General features: G+C 53.4%; 15 protein-coding genes. 9 read left to right on the forward strand and 6 right to left on the reverse strand.

Translation table 11 applies throughout. The annotated features are described in order from the left end of the window. Positions 1-31: 31 nt before the first annotated feature. Genes lptG through BMX66_RS07810 form a run of 4 tightly spaced genes read right to left on the reverse strand, consistent with a single transcriptional unit; the run spans position 32 to position 4,254 of the window. Complete coding sequence (lptG, locus tag BMX66_RS07795) at positions 32-1,096, reverse strand: LPS export ABC transporter permease LptG (RefSeq protein WP_090880509.1); 1,065 nt, start codon at positions 1,094-1,096, stop codon at positions 32-34. Then, positions 1,093-2,175 (reverse strand): LPS export ABC transporter permease LptF, encoded by a 1,083-nt coding sequence (gene lptF / locus BMX66_RS07800; RefSeq protein WP_090880512.1) that lies wholly within the window; start codon positions 2,173-2,175, stop codon positions 1,093-1,095. The genes lptG and lptF overlap by 4 nt, the downstream gene beginning before the upstream one ends. A gap of 42 nt (positions 2,176-2,217) precedes the next feature. Beyond that, positions 2,218-3,057, reverse strand: a complete 840-nt coding sequence (locus BMX66_RS07805) for a nucleotidyltransferase family protein (protein ID WP_090880515.1) — start codon at positions 3,055-3,057, stop codon at positions 2,218-2,220. 36 nt (positions 3,058-3,093) lie between these two features. Beyond that, positions 3,094-4,254, reverse strand: coding sequence for an N-acetyltransferase (locus BMX66_RS07810; RefSeq protein WP_090880518.1), 1,161 nt, complete (start codon positions 4,252-4,254; stop codon positions 3,094-3,096). A 524-nt stretch (positions 4,255-4,778) separates the two neighbouring features. On the opposite strand from BMX66_RS07810, the gene BMX66_RS07820 reads away from it, so the two are divergent. From BMX66_RS07820 to BMX66_RS07830, 3 genes are all read left to right on the forward strand, one after another. After that, the gene (locus BMX66_RS07820) at positions 4,779-5,033 is read left to right on the forward strand and encodes a hypothetical protein (RefSeq protein ID WP_090880523.1); all 255 of its coding nucleotides are present in this window, start codon (positions 4,779-4,781) and stop codon (positions 5,031-5,033) included. A gap of 296 nt (positions 5,034-5,329) precedes the next feature. After that, positions 5,330-6,562 (forward strand): beta-ketoacyl-ACP synthase II, encoded by a 1,233-nt coding sequence (gene fabF, locus BMX66_RS07825; protein ID WP_090880525.1) that lies wholly within the window; start codon positions 5,330-5,332, stop codon positions 6,560-6,562. Positions 6,563-6,564: 2 nt separating this feature from the next. Beyond that, on the forward strand, positions 6,565-6,819 hold the full coding sequence (locus BMX66_RS07830) for an acyl carrier protein (RefSeq protein ID WP_090880527.1): 255 nt from the start codon (positions 6,565-6,567) through the stop codon (positions 6,817-6,819). Between the two features lie 83 nt (positions 6,820-6,902). On the opposite strand, the gene BMX66_RS07835 is transcribed toward BMX66_RS07830, so the two are convergent. Both BMX66_RS07835 and dprA read right to left on the reverse strand, forming a co-directional pair. Beyond that, positions 6,903-9,446 (reverse strand): DNA topoisomerase III, encoded by a 2,544-nt coding sequence (locus BMX66_RS07835; protein ID WP_090880529.1) that lies wholly within the window; start codon positions 9,444-9,446, stop codon positions 6,903-6,905. 245 nt (positions 9,447-9,691) lie between these two features. Continuing rightward, a complete protein-coding gene (gene dprA, locus BMX66_RS07840) occupies positions 9,692-10,819 on the reverse strand; it encodes a DNA-processing protein DprA (RefSeq protein WP_090880531.1) in 1,128 nt (375 codons plus the stop codon). 329 nt (positions 10,820-11,148) lie between these two features. Here dprA and def point away from each other — a divergent pair, with 329 nt between their 5' ends. The 6 genes from def to BMX66_RS07870 all read left to right on the forward strand — a co-directional run bounded on the left by def (position 11,149) and on the right by BMX66_RS07870 (position 18,140). Next, the gene (gene def / locus BMX66_RS07845; RefSeq protein ID WP_090881079.1) at positions 11,149-11,652 is read left to right on the forward strand and encodes a peptide deformylase; all 504 of its coding nucleotides are present in this window, start codon (positions 11,149-11,151) and stop codon (positions 11,650-11,652) included. A gap of 100 nt (positions 11,653-11,752) precedes the next feature. Continuing rightward, complete coding sequence (gene fmt / locus BMX66_RS07850) at positions 11,753-12,688, forward strand: methionyl-tRNA formyltransferase (RefSeq protein ID WP_090880533.1); 936 nt, start codon at positions 11,753-11,755, stop codon at positions 12,686-12,688. Further along, on the forward strand, positions 12,685-14,019 hold the full coding sequence (gene rsmB, locus BMX66_RS07855) for a 16S rRNA (cytosine(967)-C(5))-methyltransferase RsmB (RefSeq protein ID WP_090880536.1): 1,335 nt from the start codon (positions 12,685-12,687) through the stop codon (positions 14,017-14,019). The genes fmt and rsmB overlap by 4 nt, the downstream gene beginning before the upstream one ends. Beyond that, positions 13,997-14,620 carry a DUF4390 domain-containing protein gene (locus tag BMX66_RS07860; protein WP_255398865.1) on the forward strand — a complete coding sequence of 208 codons (624 nt, stop codon included), beginning with the start codon at positions 13,997-13,999 and terminating at the stop codon, positions 14,618-14,620. The genes rsmB and BMX66_RS07860 overlap by 23 nt, the downstream gene beginning before the upstream one ends. Next, entirely contained in the window at positions 14,617-16,788 is a 2,172-nt protein-coding gene (locus BMX66_RS07865) for a sensor histidine kinase (protein ID WP_090880541.1), read from the forward strand. The genes BMX66_RS07860 and BMX66_RS07865 overlap by 4 nt, the downstream gene beginning before the upstream one ends. Positions 16,789-16,889: 101 nt before the next feature. Next, positions 16,890-18,140, forward strand: a complete 1,251-nt coding sequence (locus tag BMX66_RS07870; RefSeq protein WP_090880543.1) for a sigma-54-dependent transcriptional regulator — start codon at positions 16,890-16,892, stop codon at positions 18,138-18,140. Positions 18,141-18,305: the final 165 nt, after the last annotated feature.

Below are 18,305 nucleotides of genomic sequence, written 5' to 3' on the forward strand. Positions count from 1 at the left end.
TTTTATTCAGATAGGAAATAATGAGCGGAGACTAGAAAATCCGCCGCAGCCACAAACCGGCAAGCGCAATTAGCACCAACCCGGGTAGAAGCGCGGTTAATGCCGGGTTCAAGTGCAGCAGCAGCCCCGCGTTCGCCACAATCTGGTCAAACAAATAGACACTGATACCGAGCATGGAAGCAAGTACGAGTCTGTTGCCGAGGCCCGCCCGAACCGATCCAAAAACAAAGGGTATCGAAAGCAATAGCATCGCAACCGTTGTCAATATGCCGCCGCCTTTTCGCCATAAAGCGAGTGCGTAGGCATCTACCTCCTGTCCGGTGGAACGTAAAAAACGCACATGAAAGAATAACTCGATCGGGGAAAGACTTTCCGGCGACTTGGTCAGCGTCGAGATATCGTCCGGATTCAGGAATGACTTCCATTGCATGGATGCCGTGCTCACGGACTCTATCCCGTTGCCGGTAAAAGTCTTGGTGGTGACATCGCGCAACTCCCATAGATCCCCATCTATGAAATCCGCATATCCGGCATAGGTGTAGGTCAGCAGGAAGCCATTTTCATCAAAATGCATCAGTTCAATATCTGCTGCTTTTCCCGCATGCAGCATTTCGCCAATACGTAATACATTTCGTTCGTCGCGGGTCCAGATACCCAGATGCTTGCCAAGTGCGGCGCTCTTCTCGAGCGCAACGGCTCGGGAAGAGATGGCTTTCTGCTGGAATTGCGGAGCGACGAATTGGTCCAGTACAGTAATGAACGATAAAAGTATCAGCCCAACGGCAAGTGAAGCGAGGCTGATATGAGCGGGAGACACACCCGCCGCACGCATCGCGGTCAGCTCCGATCCCACAGCCAGCCGTCCCAAGGCGACCACGTTGCCTAGCAACGCAATGAAAGGCGCAAGCTGGATAAATCGGCGGGGCAGCAGCAAGGCGGTATGCAGGAACGCATCCTTGACGCGATAAGTACCCTTCCCGACGTCATCGAGCTGATCCAGCAAGTCGAGAAAACCGAATAACGGCAGGAGCACTGCGGTAGCGATTCCCAGGCCCATGACAATCTGCAACGCCAGGTAGCGGTTGATTATAGTCATCTGCGCAGAAATAGGTTCTGCCAGAAACGCGGTGACAGCAGAGTGAGCACGATCAGGAACATCAGCGTGTAAAGCCACCAGACACCGGGCAAGCTGCCGATAGTGCCCTGCTCCACCCATGTCTGGGCTAATCCGTTCAAGATATAGTAGATCGCGAAAACCAGGGCTGCGGCGTAATATGTCCTTTCGCCTTTTTCCTGGCGAGGCGAAGCACGGCTGAATGGCACCGCAATAAGCGCCAGCAGAATGGTTGCAACAGGACGTGAGAGTCGCCATTGGAATTCGGCAATATCACGTGGCTGATCGGATTTCATCAATGCCGCGGTTGGGGCAGCCTTGCGTTTGTAATCCAGAACGTTACCGCTGTCGGTGAAATAAATCAGTTTATCGAACTGGACAACGGTATCTTCCGTTCCAGAATGCGTGAGACGGTAAATGTAGCCGTCCAGCAGATGGATCTGTGGGCGCTGGCCGGGCTCGAGCTCAGGCTGATGTGCGGCTTTCGCCAGGATGATCTCGCTGCTGCCGCTCTCATTGATATAATGAAATACATTTTTCACCTGATTACCGGCATCATCCTTGGTTTGAATATAAACCACCCGGCCTCTGCCCTTGCCCTCGGTTCCGTAGAAGCGCCCGGCCTGGAATCGCTCCATATTCAATTCAGCCTCCGCCTGAGCATTCAGCATATAGCTTTCTTCATATGCCCATGGCCGGACGAAGATGGAAAGGACGCCGCTGGCAATCCCCACTGGAATCGCGACTATGAGAATAGCATATATTATGCGGCTCTCGCTCACGCCGGCGGAACGTAAGACAGCGATTTCCTGATCTCTGTGCAACCGGCCGAGCCCCATGACTACGGCGACATACAGGGAGATTGGCATCAGCACTTCCAGCGCAATCAAGGTTTTCAGCAGTACGAGCTTCAGCATGGCCGCAAGACCGAGCGACTCTGTCACTGCCCCGGCCAGAAACCGGGCGCTGCTGAAACTCGCAAACAATATCGCCAGGATAACCGCCACCACCGTAAACGGTATCAATAGCTCACGCGTGATATATCGCTCTATTATTTTCACGAGTATTCTCTGCCGCGATGGATGAACGGTCTCTGGAACCGTCTACGAGATATTTTGCGGATCTGTCTGCTCTTGAGCAACGTGTGCTTCTCCCGCCAGGACTGATTCGACAAGCAGCATATCCTCGACCTTGTCAACGTCGACGCCGGCCTGTGGATAAGGCAAAAACACCGGCCGCACCCGTATGCCGGTTTTGGTCCTGACGGCATTCAGTCCCTTGTCAATCGTCAATAATCCCAGGAGATAGAAAAGAACGGTCGTAACACCAAAGGTTTGCCCGATCAATCGCCAGGGCTGTTTGCGCAGGTCTTCCGCCCGCTGCCAGAACGAAACCAGACCGCGGCCATTTTGATTGAGGAAGGCATAGAGATTGCAGCCGCAGACGCCTCCATCCCGCAGCCTTATCACGGTGCGCTTTACTCCCGGAAACGCGGCGGCGACATCTTCATGTTTAACGACACCCACTGTTGCATCGCTGTCCGCCTCCTGAGATTTGCTTAAAAAATATCGCACAATGGAAGGTGTCAATAAGGCATGATCCGCGGTGGTCAATATTACAGGAGCCCCTTGATCGATTTGCGCGAGACCGCTATTTGCACTGCGACTGGGCGAATCCAGGTTCGGCAGCCATGTAATACGTCCGCATTTGATCCGCTCCTCCAGTTCCGGGCACTCGGGAAGCACGGACGCCGGCGGTCCGCACACAATAATCGTCCGCACCATGCCGCTGGCTTCCAGCGCATCCAATACGCGTATGATCATCGGCTTTCCGCAAATCGGGGCAATCGCCTTGCAGGCCGCGCCGGTTGCAACAGCGATCGGATCGTTGGCGGTACGATCCGCCGCCAGCACCACGGCGACAAACTGATCCTTTTCATTCATTGTAAACGTTTGCTCCATTTTCCATCGGTCAGTCAGTTAACCGGTCAGCGTCTTGCCGTAAATCCGGTAGCGCTTGTATTCCCTGCAGCCCAAACTCGCGAGGATTGCGCGCATGGGCTTGTTATCCTCAAGTATCCAGGATAATTCAACCGCCTGAACTCCCATGGCCCGACCCAGTTTCCTGGGCGCATCAATTACCATAAAGGCCAGCGCCATGCCGAGCGGAGTATTATGAAACTGCTTGCGGACTCCCATTAACGGTATCCGCCCGGTACGAACCCCACCCCGGGACTTGAGTCTGACCAGCTTGGTCCAGCCAAATGGAAACAGGCTTCCGTCAAGCTCGGCAAAAATTTCGTTGAGGTTCGGCAGTGCCACCATGAACGCCGCCGGAACACCATCAACTTCGGCAATTTGAATGCAATCATTGGGGACGAGCAAGCGGAGGCTCGTGCCGAGTTCGTCAAACTCAGCCTTGGTAAAAGGAACAAAGCCCCAATTCTCGGACCATGCGTCGTTGAATATATCACGCAGCACTTCCATCTCCTGGTTGAACTTGTCGCGGCGGAGGGTTCGCAAAGTTACCTGGTCGGAAAATTTCCCGATCAGCGCGCTCATCAATCGAGGCGCCTTGAAATCGACCTCCACCCAATAGGCAAGCAGATCCTTTACAGGTTCGTAGCCTTGCTCCTCAAGCAACCGGCCATACCATCCGCGTGAGTGCGGCATCATTACCACCGGGGGTGTATCGAAACCGTCTACCAGGATGCCGCACTCCTGATTGATCGATAAGTTAAATGGTCCCGTTACACGTCTGGTATGGCGGGCAGCCAGCCATTCCTCGGCGGCGTGTACCAGCGCCCTGGACACCTCAACATCATCAACGCATTCAAACGAGCCAAAATGCCCGGTGTCGGCACCGTAGCGCTGCCGATGGAGCTGATCAATCTGGGCACTGATCCTTCCTGCCGGTTGATTATTCCGGTATGCGGTCCACGCCTGCCATTCTCCATGCTTGAAAAAAGGGTTAAACCTTGAAAAATGAAGGCGGCGCTCCAAACGTAGTGGCGGCACCCACATCGGGTCGTCAGCGTAGATACGCCACGGGACATCGATAAACACACCCATCTCGCGGCGATTTGTAACCGGACGTACGGTAACCCCCGAGGATATTGGTTGGGCGGCTTTTTCATTCATGAAGAATAATGGTGTGTGCGGTTAATCAGCTATTGTAAAAGCGGCAGCCGGTTTAAAAAGGCGGGCTGATTCTGGCGCGTTCCGGCGGGAATAAGGGAATATTCTTCAAGGCTGGCTAAGCGTGCTTTTAGACCGCCTGCGGAGCCACAGCATGGCCTTCGTACAATTCCGGATGAGCGAAGTATGTTAACTCGATGACATGTTGATGACGTGATATTATAATCGGTGGTTTACAACCTGAGGCGCAGATTTCAGTAAATTGCCCGCAGTTAAGGAAGCGGGAGCATCAGGCATGGATTTCCGTGGTTATTTAATTGGTCCATATGGATCAGGGAGATTGGCGGTTTTAAAAATTTGCGACGGCCGTGCCAACGTCTGATAACCAGCGACTGAAGAACCAGGCGCCCCTTGAGAAGCAAATGCGTAAATGAGCGTAAGCGCTTGCCGCATAAAAAGGAAGCCAAACAACTTGGCAACATGGAAATTTCCTATCGCGATAATTTATATGGAAAGGTTAATTAGTAATGGAAACATCTGAATATAATCTCCTGATATCTCTGGCGCTTATTCCGGTTGTCATCGGGCTGCAGATATGGGTGAGGAAACGCCGTCTGGGCCGGCGTAACGAGGCCGGACAACAGGAATTCGATAGCCTGGCCACGACGCTCCTTTCGGCGATCATCGAAGGAATGGCCGTGATCTCGAGTTTAATACTTGTAATCTGGATCATGGGAGGCATATTGAGATACCTGTTCCCAGTGATGTTTAATGCGCAGTAGGGCACGGATTCATGCTCAGACTGAAAAACAACAGGATGAGCGAGGTGCTAGCCATGGCCTGTTTCGCCATTTTGGCAGGATCGATGTCAAGGACTGAAGAAGGCTTGGTGGTTTTCCTGAATTCAATTTATGATTCAACCCGCAAAATGATCCGGCTTCCAGGCGTATGAAAATCCGCCTTGTGTTTCTTATCAGGTTGCCTGCCCGGCGTAAATGCGCCGGCGGCAACTCCACTTCGCCATCCCACTAAAATTTATGATATTTCACAGATCGTTCATGACTGATTCTGATTGCGTATGCGTGTAATTGTTACGGGAATGGGGGTTGTATCCCCCATCGGTATCGGCACTGACCAGTTCTGGTCAGCGGCTGTCAAGGGTATTAGTGGAATCAAAAAAATTACAAGCTTCGATGCCTCAAATCTACGCTCCCGGATAGCAGGAGAAGTTGCCGGGTTTGATCCCGCCACTTTTCTGTCGCCCAAATACATAGAGCAAACGGACAGATTCACACAACTGGCGCTGCTGGCTGCCGATCTTGCTCTCGAGGATGCAGGGGGACTTGGTGCGTATGCGCCGCAACGGGTGGCCATAAGCATAGGCTCGGGAATGGGCGGCTTTGCCACGTTCGAGTCTTCCGCACTACGCAAGTTTCGGAATCAGCCGGTGCCTCCCTTTACGGTGCCTCGAACCATGGCAAATTCCGCAGCTGCCTGGATCGCAATCAAACATCGACTGAAAGGGGTGAACCTGACCTGCAGTACGGCATGCTCTTCCGGCGCCAACGCCATCGGCGTGGCTCTTGACCTCTTGCGCTCGGGAAGAGCGGATGCAGTGATTGCGGGGGGTGCGGAAGCATGCGTATTACCGCTGACCATAAATGGTTTCGAGATATTGCATGCTTTGACTACCAGCTCTAACGATGATCCGGCCCGGGCATCCCGGCCCTTCGCCAAAGGTCGGGATGGTTTCGTCATGGCGGAAGGCGCAGGCATCCTCATCCTGGAGAGGGAAGAACAGGCAACGCGTCGAGGCGCAAAAACATACGCTCAACTTGCGGGCTATGGACAAGCATGTGACGCGTCGCATATTGTGATGCCGGACATGGAAGGCCAGGTCGCGGCAATGCGGGGGGCGATCGACGACGCGGGCATGAACGCCGATTCCATCGATCATATCAATGCGCATGCAACCTCCACACCGCTTGGAGATATCGTGGAAACCCGTGCTATCAAAAATCTGTTTGGAGACCGGGCTCGCCATATCGCCGTCAACGCCACCAAGTCAATGATCGGACATACAGTCGGTGCGTCGGCTGCCATCGGCAGCATCGCCACTATCATGGCACTTCATACCGGCACCATACATCCAACCATCAACCTTGATGAGGCTGATCCGGAGTGTGATCTCGATTACACGGCTAATCACGCACAGCAGAAGCACCCACGTACCGGCTTATGTAATGCTTTCGGGTTTGGGGGCAACAATGCGAGTATCCTTTTCACAACCTTGAATGAAGGAAGAGATTAGATATGGACACAGCAGAGATTGAATCGAAGGTGATACAGTTTATCGCTACAAAGGTTGAAAATCTGGATACATCTACAATAACCAGATCTTCAAAGTTCGAAGAACTGGGACTTGACTCGATGGATACGATTCAGCTTTTGTTTGACGCTGAAGATACTTTCGGCATTAATTTCGACAGTGAAGAAGCCAAAGGGTTTACCAGCGTCGGCGATATCATCTCCTATATTGAGAATCATCAGGCCCAGGCTTCATCATAGGATGAGGCGCTCAAGCTTGTATCCGCTCATCAAATGAATGGAACCCGATTGTAAAAACACCCTTCAGATGCGCACCGGTCTCGCTATATTTTACCAGACAGCGCTTTTTTTGATGACAACGTCCTGGTTTTTGGTTTCGTAACCCTTGTTTCATTTGTAGCTGCCGTTGTTTTTGACTTTGTATTTCTTGGTTCAAACTCGAATCCCACTTTTCCGTCCGGACCTGCAACCAGATAAGCCGAAAATGGCCTGCCTTTCTTGGAAATGAACTTTGACAGCAGATCGGTTTTACCAGTGTGCAACAGCTTGACGACTTGTTCACGTTCAATGGGACGCGAGAGAATTATTTTCCCTATCTTGAAGCTGCACGTGCGCAGCGAACCCAGCGCTTTCTCACATGCGTAGCTCATCCCGTGGTCGAATACCCTGCTCCCGCAACGGGGGCATTTTCCCAGCGGTTCCTGATCGGAAAAATCAATCTCTTCCGCATCTTCTTCGCTATCGCCGCCAAAATCGAATTTCATTTCAAACTCGTCGGTAAGTTTGACATTGGCGTTGAACAGGCGTCCCATCTTGCTGCGAAACCCCTGTAGCGGGCCCACCTCGCGCTGGGTGATCAGCTGTTCCATTTCCGACGTTTCAAATTGCCGCCCGGCAAGGATTTTCCATAATGCAAAGTCGCATTTCTGGCACTGGAATTTCTTGTAAGTTTCCTGCACCACACCGCCGCATTTCGGGCAGGGAGACTTGAGCGTTGAAAAATCACCGCTGATGGTTTCACCACGATGGCTTTTTGCCTGCTCCACGATATGGCTGGTCATGCCAGCGATTTCTGCCATGAATTTGTTGCGTTCGAGTTTTCCCTGCTCGATCTGGCGCAGTTTGAATTCCCAGTCGCCCGTCAGCTCTGGCGAAGTGAGTTCAGGCACCTTCAGTCCGCGCAACAGCGTAATTAGCGAGAAAGCCTTCGCGGTAGGATGCAATTCCCGACCCACACGCTGAACGTAATTTTCCGACACCAGCCCTTCTATGATCGAGGCGCGGGTTGCGGGTGTACCCAGTCCCTTTGCACTCATGGCTTCTCGCAGGTCCTCGTCTTCCACAAGTTTACCTGCACCCTCCATGGCGGACAGCAGCGTTGCCTCATTGAATCGGGCCGGGGGCCGGGTCTGGTTGGCGATGACCTTGACTTCCTCCCCAAGAACCGTCTCTCCTGGCTTTACATGGACTAACGTCGATTCATCTTCTGCGCCGCTGGCACGCACCTCCTTGCCGTAAACGGCCTGCCAGCCGGGATTTATCATCACCTTGCCTTCAGTTTTGAAAGGCTCATCCTCGACGCGAGTGATGCGGGTAGTAACAAGAAATTCAGCGGAAGGATAAAAAATGGCCAGAAAACGCTTGGCGACGAGGTCGTAAAGTTTTGCTTCGGCCTCGTTTAGTGCTTTAGGCTCAAGAGAAGTCGGAATAATTGCAAAATGATCGGAAATTTTTGCGTTGTTGAATATACGCTTGTTGGGCTTAACCCAGCCTGCTTTAAGGATCTGCCTGGCAAAAACACCGTAACGGGTACTCTCCAGCGAACCCATGGTGTCTTTAACCGTTGCGATATAGTCTTCCGGCAATGCACGCGAGTCGGTCCGCGGATAAGTCAGCACCTTATGTTTTTCGTATAACGCCTGAGCCAGCCCAAGCGTTGTTTTGGCGGAAAAACCAAAGCGCCCGTTAGCGTCTCGCTGCAAGCTGGTAAGATCATACAGTAGCGGGCAGATTTCCGAGGCAGGCTTGCTTTCTTCGCTGACGACACCGGGTTTATCCTGACATTTGGTTCGAATAGCTTCGGCACTTGCCTGATCCCATAGCCGCTCGGCTTTTTGTTCGGCATCCTTTTTATCTTTGGAAAACTTCTCGTCGAACCAGCGGCCGTTATACTTCCCCGCATTGGCAACAAACGTACCGTGCACCTCCCAGTAGCTGCGGGCAACAAATTTCTTGATGACATCTTCCCGCTCAATCAGAATTGCCAACGTGGGCGTTTGTACCCGGCCTACGGTGGTCTTGTGGAAACCGCCCTCCTGCGAATTGAATGCAGTCATGGCTCGGGTGCCGTTTATGCCAACCAGCCAGTCGGCTTCGGAGCGGCTTACCGCTGCTTCCCCCAGCGGCTGCACAGCCTCATCGTCGAGTAATTTAGTAAAACCATCTCGAATTGAAGCTGGCGTCATCGATTGCAGCCAAAGCCGTTTGACCGGTTTTTTTGTTCCCACATGACGTGTAATGTACCGAAAGATCAATTCTCCTTCGCGCCCCGCATCACAAGCGTTGATAAGAGCGTCTACATCCTTGCGTTTGATGAGTTTGGTTAACAGCTTCAGCCGGGACTCGGTTTTCTCGATGGGGTTGAGATCAAAGTGGGGTGGAATTACGGGCAGATTGGCAAAACTCCATTTTCCGCGTTTGACCTCATACTGTTCAGGCACTGCCAGCTCAAGCAAATGCCCCACAGCGGACGACAGCACGTATTTATCGCTTTCGAAGTAATCTGCGTGTTTTGCGAACCCGCCCAGGACACGCGCAATGTCTGCGGCGACAGAAGGCTTTTCGGCGATAATCAAAATTTTACCCATGAAACTCCAGTGAGGCTCGAATTTCCCGGTAGCTAGTGTACAGGAGAAGAACTTGACTCCGAGCCACCGCAATCCCGGGCGCATGATAATGGAAACTTACCAGACAGGGACAAGTCGCGCCGCAAATAGTACACCTTGCCATCCGTGCCAGTACACTTTTGGCTAGCGTTGAAATTACCAACGCCAAACATCCCACTATTCAATTGATTTTATTATAGGGAACTACTTGGCTACTGGCCGATGCTCTACCGAAGCCGCTGGTAGCGCCCGCCGGGGAGACTTGCAACCACTCCATCCAGTTCGAACGCCAACAGCATCGCCGATACCGTTTCTATCGTCAAGCCGCTGCGAACGCACAGGGTATCTATATTGGTAATGTCATGGCCGAGATGCCGCAGCAACGGCTCGCCGCCCTGTGGCTCATCCTCATCCACATCATGGGCTGCACCACCCGCAGCTCGCCCCCGTTCTAATCCTTCTAATCCTTCCAGTCCCTTTAATTCCTCTGCCAGCTCATCCAGAATATCGTCGGCGCTTTCGACCAGTTTTGCCCCTTCCTTGATGAGTGCGTGGCAACCTTTGGATAAAGGCGAATGTATGGATCCGGGGATGGCGAACACCTCGCGACCCTGTTCCAATGACTGCCTGGCAGTAATGAGCGAGCCGCTCCGCAGCGCGGCCTCCACCACAAGACAGCCGCGGCTCATCCCGCTGATGATGCGATTGCGGCGAGGAAAATTGCTGGCGATGGCAGGCGTGCCTAACGGAAATTCGGAAATAAGCATACCCTTTTCCGCCAACTCGTGCGCCAGTTCGCGATTGCTTGCGGGATAGACGAGATCCAAGCCAGTTCCCACTACTGCAATGCTGGCTGCTCCACCCCGTAAGCCGCCACGGTGAGCCGCCGCATCCACGCCGGACGCCATGCCACTAGCTATGCACAGTCCCGCATTGCTTGCGGCTTCGGCAAAAGCCTCAGCGTTGGCAAGACCTTGAGGTGTGGCATTGCGGCTACCGACAATGGCAAGCGCCGGCGAATTCAGCAGTTCAGGCTTCCCTTTCAGATAAAGAAGAGGGGGAGGATCCGGAATGTTGAGCAGCAGCGCGGGATAATGGGAATCTGCCAGCGTTACAATCGAATTTGCCGGATCTTTCAGCCACTCAAGCGTAGCGGCAATTCTTTTTTCGTCCGCGCCCTGGACAATATTATGCGCTACCTTCTTTTTCACCACCCGCTCTAGCGAGGCGATATTAGCGGAAAGAATTTCCCCAGGGTTTCCGAAAGCCACCAGCAATCGTCGTATCGATTCATCACCGAGACCGTCAATCATGCCAAGGGCCAGCCAGGATTCAATATCCCGCATGGACTTCATTTAATATTTGCCAGTTGCGCCGTTTTTGCATCGTCATTTACCGAGCCGATTGTATTCCCTGGATGTTCGCAGAGCCAATGATTTTTGAATTGATTCCGCGCTTTATTCGCCTGAAGAGAAGATGCGTTATCAACTTCTCTCTTGTGGGTAAGGGGCGAGCGAGCGGGGGCTGCAAAATGAGCTTGCTGCCGAAATCAGGATATAATGGGGCAAATTCCTGAAAAATACTACGTCAACTACTGGATGCAGTGTGAATATGGTAACAGCACGGTTTGAACTTTGCAGTTGGATTGTTTGATGCCCAAGCCCACGCATCGCTCACGAATCGTATGGCGCTTCTGAAAATATTGCAGTATCCGGATGAACGACTGCACACTGTAGCGAGCCGAGTATCAGAAGTTAACAGCGAAATTCGGACTCTGGTGCAGAATATGGCGGAAACAATGTACGCCGCCCCTGGCGTCGGCCTTGCGGCCACCCAGGTCGATGTCCACCGGCGCGTGATCGTAATCGATATTTCCGATACGCATGACCAGTTGCATGTGTTGATCAACCCCGAAATCATCACGCGCAGCGGCGAGTCTGACTATGAAGAAGGATGCCTATCGGTACCCGGAATATTTGGAAAGGTACCGCGTTCGGAACGGGTCACGGTCGAGGCGCTGGATCAGGACGGAAAACCATACACGCTTGAGGCCGACGGTTTGCTGGCTGTGTGTATTCAACATGAAATGGACCATTTGCTAGGGAAGGTATTCGTCGAGTACTGGTCCCGGATGAAGCAGTCGCGTATTCAGGCAAAATTTAAAAAGCAGCGGCGAAAGGTAATGTGACATCGATTTTTTTTACTGGTGAACGTGCAATCATCAAGGTTCTATGGATTAATAAGCGAAGTAGCTGCGGCATTTCTTCGAATACCTCCGCCTACTTCCCATGAAAATTATTTTTGCCGGTACGCCGCCATTTGCCGCTCCCGCTCTTGAAGCCCTGGCGGATGCCGGACATGAAATTGCATTGGTGTTGACCCAGCCTGACCGTCGTGCCGGACGGGGGATGAAATCCACCGCGAGTGTGATCAAGTTACTGGCACAACGATACGGGTTTGCGTTATTACAGCCGCATTCGCTTAAACAGCCCGAGTTGCATGCGCAACTGGATGCCATCGGCGCGGATGTCATGGTTGTTGCGGCTTACGGACTGATCCTGCCCTCCTCTGTTTTAAGCATTCCAAAGCTCGGCTGCCTCAATATACACGCTTCATTGCTGCCGCGATGGCGAGGCGCGGCCCCTATCCCGCGCGCAATCCTGGCGGGCGACAGAGAAACCGGAATTACGATCATGCAAATGGATCGAGGTCTGGACACGGGCGCTATCCTATTGCAGCGAAGTATCGCGATCGCACAGGATGATACCGCACAAACTCTGCACGACAAGCTTGCCATGCTGGGAGCGTATTGCATCGTGGAGGCGCTGACACTTTTGCAGCAGGGGAAAATTTTTGCAATCCCCCAGAATGAAATTACGGCGACATACGCCCCCAAACTCGAAAAAGATGAAGCTGAAATCGACTGGCGATTGAATGCTGAAAATATCAGCCGCGCGGTGCGGGCTTTTAATCCTCGTCCCGGCGCTTATTCCCGGATAGGCGGAGTCTTCATGAAAATATGGCAGGCAAGTACAGCTGCAGATATCGCCGGTGAACCCGGGGAAATTGTTGCAATAAGGCGCGATGGCATTGTTGTTGCATGTGGCAACGGCTCGCTCGTACTGAAAACCGTGCAAAAATCTGGTGGAATAAAATTGAGTGCAGCGGAATTTCTCTCAGGGCATTCGCTGCTGCCAGGTGATCGCTTTGAATGCCGCAAATGATCAGAACTCAGCGTCTGGCCGCCGCCGCTGTGGAAAAAGTGTTGGCTGGCACGAGCCTGACGGCGGTGTTGCGAGACATCTGGCACACCCATTCCGATCTCTCTGATCAGGAGCGCGGCGCCATTCAGGATTTAAGCTACGGCGTACTGCGTTTTTTTGGCCAGCTCGATGTATTGCTTCGTTTGCTGCTGGACAAGCCGCTGAAGGACCAGAATCTGCACTGTTTATTATTGGTGGGTTTATATCAACTGGAATACAGCAAAACCGCTCCGTACGCGGTTGTGCATAATGCTGTGTCAGCTTCTCGCGGCCTTGGGGGGGGCAACGATCTCAGCGGTCGCAAGGGTGGCAAAGGTGGCAAAGGTAAACAGGGGTCGGCGGGACTGGTCAATGCCGTATTGCGCAACTTCATGCGGAAACGTGCCGCCCTGCTTGAGCGAGTAGCCGAAAGCGACGTAGGAAGGTATTCTCATCCACAATGGTGGATAGATAAACTTCACGTGCAATATCCACAATGCTACAAGGCAATTCTGGAGGCGGGCAACAAGCGCCCGCCCATGACGCTGAGAGTCAATCGGCATAAACTCAATGTTACGGAATATCAGGAGATTCTCATTCAAAATGGCATGGAGGCAGTGCCACTGGAAGATGATGCGCTAAATGACGCGCTTGAGCTGGCAAAACCGGTGGCGGTGGAAAGGCTGCCGGGATTTGCGGAAGGTTGGGTGTCGGTCCAGGATGCTGGCGCGCAGATGGCTGCGCCCCTATTGGACGCAGGGGATGGCATGAGCGTTTTGGATGCTTGTGCCGCCCCAGGTGGAAAAAGCGCGCATTTGCTGGAGTTGGCGAATGTAGAATTAACCGCGGCCGATAATGACGCCGCACGAGTCGCTCGCATAACCCAGAATTTTACTCGACTGGGCGTTAAAGCCCATTGCATCGTTCATGGAGATGCATCGCAGCCGATAAAGTGGTGGGACGGCAAGCAATTCGACCGTATCCTGGCTGATGTTCCCTGCTCTGCTTCGGGAGTGACGCGACGTCATCCGGACATTAAATGGCTGAGGCGTGAAAGCGATCTACTCCAATTTTGCGCGAAACAGCGGGAAATCCTCAACGCCCTTTGGCAGATCCTGGCCAGAGGTGGCAAGCTGCTCTATGTCACCTGTTCGGTATTTGCAGAGGAAAACGGACTTCAGGTGAAAGATTTCTTGCGCCATCATTCTGACGCCCGTCTGCTACCGCTTTCGCGGTCTGGAATAATTGACGGGCAACTATTGCCGAACTCCCATCATGACGGTTTCTTTTATGCCTTGCTTCATAAAGCCTGATTTCCTCATGCGGCTGTTGTGGGCGGGCGTAACTGCGCTGCTGACCATGGCGCTTTTGCCGGCCGCCACGGCCCATGCGGAGGGCAGCATAAAGATAACGTCGGTAAAACTGGAAACGGCTGAGGAAGGTTATCAGTTTGACGCTGATTTCGAGATCGTGCTCAACCACAAACTGGAATATGCACTTGAGAAAGGCATCGTTCTTTACTTCGTGACCGAACTCAACATAATGAATTCCCGCTGGTATTGGCTGGATGAGAGAATTGGCCATAGCAGGGTTCGGGAAGGACTGAGCTATTTCGCACTGACTCGTCAATACCGCTTGAGCCGCGGCACGCTGTCGCAGAACTTCGCGACGCTGAAGGAGGCATTGCAGGCACTGAGCCGGGTGCGTAATCGTCCAATCAGTGTCAGTTCCGAACTGAAGCAGGACACCGAATATACGATGGAATTACGCATGCGCCTTGACATATCCGCATTGCCGAAGCCATTTCAGGTAGAGACGCTGGGTGGATCAAAGGAGTGGGATCTCAGTTCCGGCATACTGCGATGGAGCACAATATTGCCGCCGCAAAAGCATGCGGATAGCCACAGGCCGTGAAGTACGTCATTATCATCAGTGCGGGGTTAGGTGCGGTCATGCTGTTCCTGCTTGCCACGGCAGGCGCCGACACGGGGCTTTTTGACCGGAAATACCGCCTTCTCATCCGGCTCAATGTCGGCTTCGTGTTATTTCTGATGGCGGTGGTAGGGTATCTGCTCTGGAGGCTCAGGGGCAGGCTTAACGCAGGCGTGTTCGGTTCCAGGCTCGCATTGCGCCTGTTGCTGATTTTCTCGCTAATGGCGGTCCTTCCGGGTGCGCTGGTATATGGTGTATCGGTGCAATTCCTGGGGAAAAGCATCGAATCCTGGTTTGATGTCAAAGTGGACCGTGCGCTCGAAGGCGGCTTGAATTTGGGGCGCAACATACTCGACAATCTCCTGGATGTCCTTCGCAACAAGGCCCGGGTTGCCGCACTTTCGCTATCCGAGCAATCGGAACCACCGCTATCGACGCTAAACCGTCTCCTGGAGCAAACGCAAATACAGGAAGCCGCGCTGTTCAACCATGACGGCAGCGTAGCCGTTTTTTCGCGTACCGGAGGCGCGGAGCCCATCCCGGAACCGCTAAGTACGGCGGTGATGCGCCAGGTAATCACGGAAAGGTCGTACAGCGCGGTAGAATCGATCCCGGGCAAGGGTCTGTATTTAAAGGTACTGGAATTAGTCGAAGCACCCGACGCGGAAGGGGATACCCAAGTCTTGCAACTGCTGCAGCCAGTACCGAAACAACTGGCCGAAGATGCAGAAATAGTGCAGGCAGCGTATCGGGACTATCAGGAATTGCTGCTATCGCGCGAAGGGTTGAAAAGCCTTTACGGGGTTACGCTTACACTCGCGCTGCTGCTGTCGCTTTTTTCCGCTCTGGCTGCGGCATTTCTTATTAGTGAGCGGCTGAGCGCGCCTCTGGGTATGCTGGCGGAAGGGACCCGTGCGGTAGCGCAAGGTGACTTCAGCAGGCGCCATCCAGTGCAGAGCCGTGATGAATTGGGCGTGCTGACGGAATCATTCAATCTCATGACTCAGCAGTTGGAGGAGGCGCGTACAACGGCCCAGCACCATCAACAGGAAGTAGAAAGCGCCAGAGCCTACCTGGAAAACGTACTGGCCAATCTTTCCTCCGGCGTTCTCGTATTCGACGAAGGCTTACGTGTGCGTACTGCAAATCTGAGCGCTGAACAAATTCTGAAGGTTCCACTGTCCGGTCTCCAAGGGCTGACTATTGAAGAATGTGCAGCACGTGAATCTCAACTGGACTCTTTCAAAACGGAGATTCTTGAAGGGTTTCATTCAGGGAAAGAAGGCGAATGGCAGTGTCAGCTGGAGCGCTCGAGAGACGGGGCCAACCAGGTCTTGCTGCTGCGCGGGACACGCCTGCCGGATGTATCAGGCGGCGGGGGCGTGGTGGTCTTTGATGACATTACCAACTTGTTGCAGGCTCAGCGTACGGCCGCTTGGGGAGAGGTGGCACGGCGTCTGGCCCATGAAATCAAGAATCCGCTCACACCGATACAACTTTCCGCCGAGCGTGTACAACACAAGCTTGCAGGGAAGCTCGGCCAGGATGACGCGCAAATCCTGCGGCGGTCCACCGAGACTATCGTCAACCAGGTGGAAGCGCTTAAAAAAATGGTTAACGAATTCAGCGAATACGCTCGCGCGCCCGAGCTCGAGTTTCATCTGCTTGACTTCAACGGTCTGGTTCGGGAAATCCTTGCATTGTATGAGGCCGCAAGCGCAGCGGCGCCGGGAAGTCCCCAGCCACGAATTTATCTGGCGCTGGCTCCCGGCCTGCCGACCGTGAGAGGGGATTCCGCTCGGCTACGCCAGGTGATTCATAATCTCCTGCAGAATGCCCAGGACACACTGATTGGGGTCGCAGAACCCGCAATTATGGTGCGAACCGAACTCGCACCCGGCGGAATACGGTTCAGCGTAAGTGATAACGGCGGCGGTTTTCCCGAGCAAGTCCGAGCCCGGGTATTCGAGCCTTACGTTACCACTAAATCAAAAGGAACGGGGCTGGGGCTGCCCATCGTCAAAAAAATAATCGAAGAGCACCGGGGCGCCATACAGGTCGAAAATATCCGGCCTCGCGGCGCGCGCATTTCAATCACCCTGCCGGCGGCGAAGAAAGCCCGTTTGGCAGCCTACCGCAAGGCGACGTAATGAACCGGCCATCGTGAACATGCTCCTGAGCATCCAGAGATAATTCGTAATGGGAAATTGGAGAGCAATTCCATCACATTGTGAGCAGTTGATCCTGAATTATGAGTAACAACACAATACTTGTTGTTGATGATGAAATCGGCATACGCGAGCTATTGTCCGAAATCCTGCGTGATGAAGGTTACCATGTGGCCCTCGCGGAAAATGCGGGACAGGCGCGCAGCTGGCGCAAACAGGCGAGACCGGATCTGGTACTGCTGGATATCTGGATGCCGGATACCGACGGGATCACCCTGCTGAAAGAATGGGCGAGCGGCGGACTGCTCACCATGCCGGTAGTGATGATGTCAGGACATGGCACCATCGATACTGCGGTAGAGGCAACACGTATGGGCGCAGCGGGGTATCTGGAGAAACCGGTGCCGCTGCAAAAGCTGTTGAGCACCGTGGGGCGCGCTTTGCGGGGAGGACAGGTCAAGCCACGCATGACGCTCCCGCTTTCCAGCCTGGGCAGGGGACCGTTGATCGCCGATCTTAAAAAACGGCTGGAACAAGTAGCTAACCTGAGAACGCCGCTGCTGCTCACCAGTGAGCCAGGAACCGGAGTGGATCTCTGCGCGCGTTTTTTGCATCGCCCAAATACTCCCTGGGTGGAGCCGGATACGCTTGCCGCCCTCGCGAACGCTCCATTCGATTTACTTGAACAGGCAAAAGGCGGACTGCTGTTTCTCAAGGAGATCGGTGATCTCAACAGATTGGCGCAAAAGGGGCTGCTGCTGCTGCTGGGCAAACTCGAAAAATACAGCGTTCGGCTTGTATGCGTTACCTCGACACCCCTTGCAGGACTGGCAGCACAAGGCGTATATGACCCTCGACTGTATGAACTTTTGAGCGGCCTTTGCATAAATGTTCCCGCGTTGAGGGAGCATCGGGAAGATATTCCTGAACTCGCGGCCCAGATACTCTCACGCTATATTGAATCAGGCGAAGTGCCTCTGCGGCAATTCAGTACCGCCGCACTCAATTGTTTACGGAACCACGACTGGCCCGGAAATCTTGCGCAACTCACCGGGGCGGTGCATTCTCTCGCATTAACCTGCGCCGGCGATGAAATATCTGTGGACGATGTGAAGCAGATACTCGCATCTTCATCGCCGGCGCCGGCGGTTGCGGGTGTCCCGCTTAATATGCCATTGCGTGAAGCGCGTGATATGTTCGAAAAAGTATATTTTGAACAGCTTATCGATCAGGAAAATGGCAATATGACCCGAGTCGCTGAGCGAGCCGGACTGGAGCGCACCCATCTTTACCGCAAGCTTAAACTGCTGGGCATCAGGCTGCGGAATAATTGAGCCCTGGACAATTTCCGGATTTGCCGGCGGGACTACGAGGGAAGATAAGGGAAAATGAGGAAAGATTTGTTCAGTATTCCGATACTGAACAAGCGATGGTGTTTTGTCGCTTTCGCCGCTGAATCGGTAAACAGGTAAAATCACCACGGCAATAAGGTCCAGCGC

It is taken from the genome of Nitrosovibrio sp. Nv6 (assembly GCF_900110495.1).
Lineage (GTDB): Bacteria > Pseudomonadota > Gammaproteobacteria > Burkholderiales > Nitrosomonadaceae > Nitrosospira.